This window comes from Enterococcus camelliae, from assembly GCF_042685105.1.
Classification (GTDB): domain Bacteria; phylum Bacillota; class Bacilli; order Lactobacillales; family Enterococcaceae; genus Enterococcus_G; species Enterococcus_G camelliae.
This window is the reverse complement of the sequence record NZ_JBHUMO010000048.1, coordinates 1-1,371: the sequence shown is the minus strand read 5'-3', so window position 1 is coordinate 1,371 and position 1,371 is coordinate 1. Positions and strand designations below refer to the sequence as shown.

The 1,371-nt window shown below is 34.9% G+C and carries 1 protein-coding gene; it reads left to right on the top strand.

The features are described from left to right. Positions 1-102 precede the first annotated feature (102 nt). Positions 103-1,209 (top strand): IS4 family transposase, encoded by a 1,107-nt coding sequence (locus tag ACFSR0_RS08335; protein WP_379981780.1) that lies wholly within the window; start codon positions 103-105, stop codon positions 1,207-1,209. The last annotated feature ends 162 nt before the right edge of the window (positions 1,210-1,371 follow it).

The following is a 1,371-nucleotide window of genomic DNA, read 5'->3' as shown; positions in this document are numbered from 1 at the left end:
CACTAGTGTTGCATTAAAAAATTTTTTTATTCCATGAAACAAAAAAATCCTTTATACTAGCACTTGGATGACTTATCCAAGACCAATAAAAAGGACCACAACATGGATAAGTATAAAATAAATACAGCATTTAATAAATGGTTTTCTGCCATAAATTTAGAAAACCTTTCTGTTTATTCGAAACAATTCATTCACGACTATAATTTGTATCGTAAAAAGCTGTCTTTTGAAACGGTACTTGAGCTCTTTCTTTATGCAATTAACGAAGAAAAAGAAAGTTTACGTGATTTGAGTACATCTTTGATCAATGAAGCCCTTCAAGTAGAAACTGCCGTGAAAACGATTAGTCACACCCAACTATCTCGTGCCTTTCACGCACTTGAACCAAGTGTGTTAGAAGAAATTTTTCAACAGCTTTTGAAAAAAGTCCAACATCAAATGAAACCAACCAAGCGAAACTGTCTCTATCTCATTGATTCTAGCACGTTTTCGCTCAGCTTGAAGCGACACCGATGGGCGACTTTTCGAAAAACAAAATCAGGAGTCAAGCTGCATTTGAAGTACTGTTATATGAATGATACCACCATGTATCCAACAGATTTCACATTGACCAACGCTCATGAACATGATGTCAATCAGTTACCTGTACTCGTGAACCACCCCGAAGCAACATATGTTTTTGATCGTGGATACTTGGATTTTGAAAAGATGGATCAAATGCACTGGGACGGTTATTTCTTCGTCACGCGTATCAAAAAAAATACCAAGGTTCGTGTCATAGACACACTAGAAAAATCGCCAGAAGAAGAAATTTTACGAGATGAACTGGTTCGTTTAGGATCTAAGACCTACCTAACAGCTACCTTTCGACTAGTAACTGTTCGAGATAAGAACGGACGTGTGTTTCAATTTATCACTAATCGAATGGATGTCTCGTCGAAAGAAATTTCTGAGATGTACCATGCTCGTTGGCAAATTGAATTGTTTTTCAAACACATCAAACAACACATGACCAGTAAAACCTTCTTCTCTCAAAGTGAAAAAGGAGTGCATAATCAATTAATTTTAACGATGATTTCTGCACTTTTAACTTTTCTCATCCAATTGGAGACAAAGACGAAGAAATCGGTGTTCCAAATCAAGCGATTCTTCCGTTATTTACTATTTAAGCCCTATGAGTGCTGGTTAGAAAAATTGATTCCCACATGAGAAAAAAGAAATTTGAATTGTTACTTTTGGTTTTCAGTTGAATAAACGATAAAAAATTTTCTGGAAAAAGTCATCTGCTGCGTTAGCACAGTTTCTTTTTTACAAATTTTAGAAAAAATAAATTAACTGAAAATTCAAATATTTTTTATGCAACACCAGTGA

Bases quoted from the DNA above. Each gene is read 5' to 3' on its own strand.
- ACFSR0_RS08335 (WP_379981780.1), top strand. From the start codon at position 103: ATGGATAAGTATAAAATAAATACAGCATTTAATAAATGGTTTTCTGCC.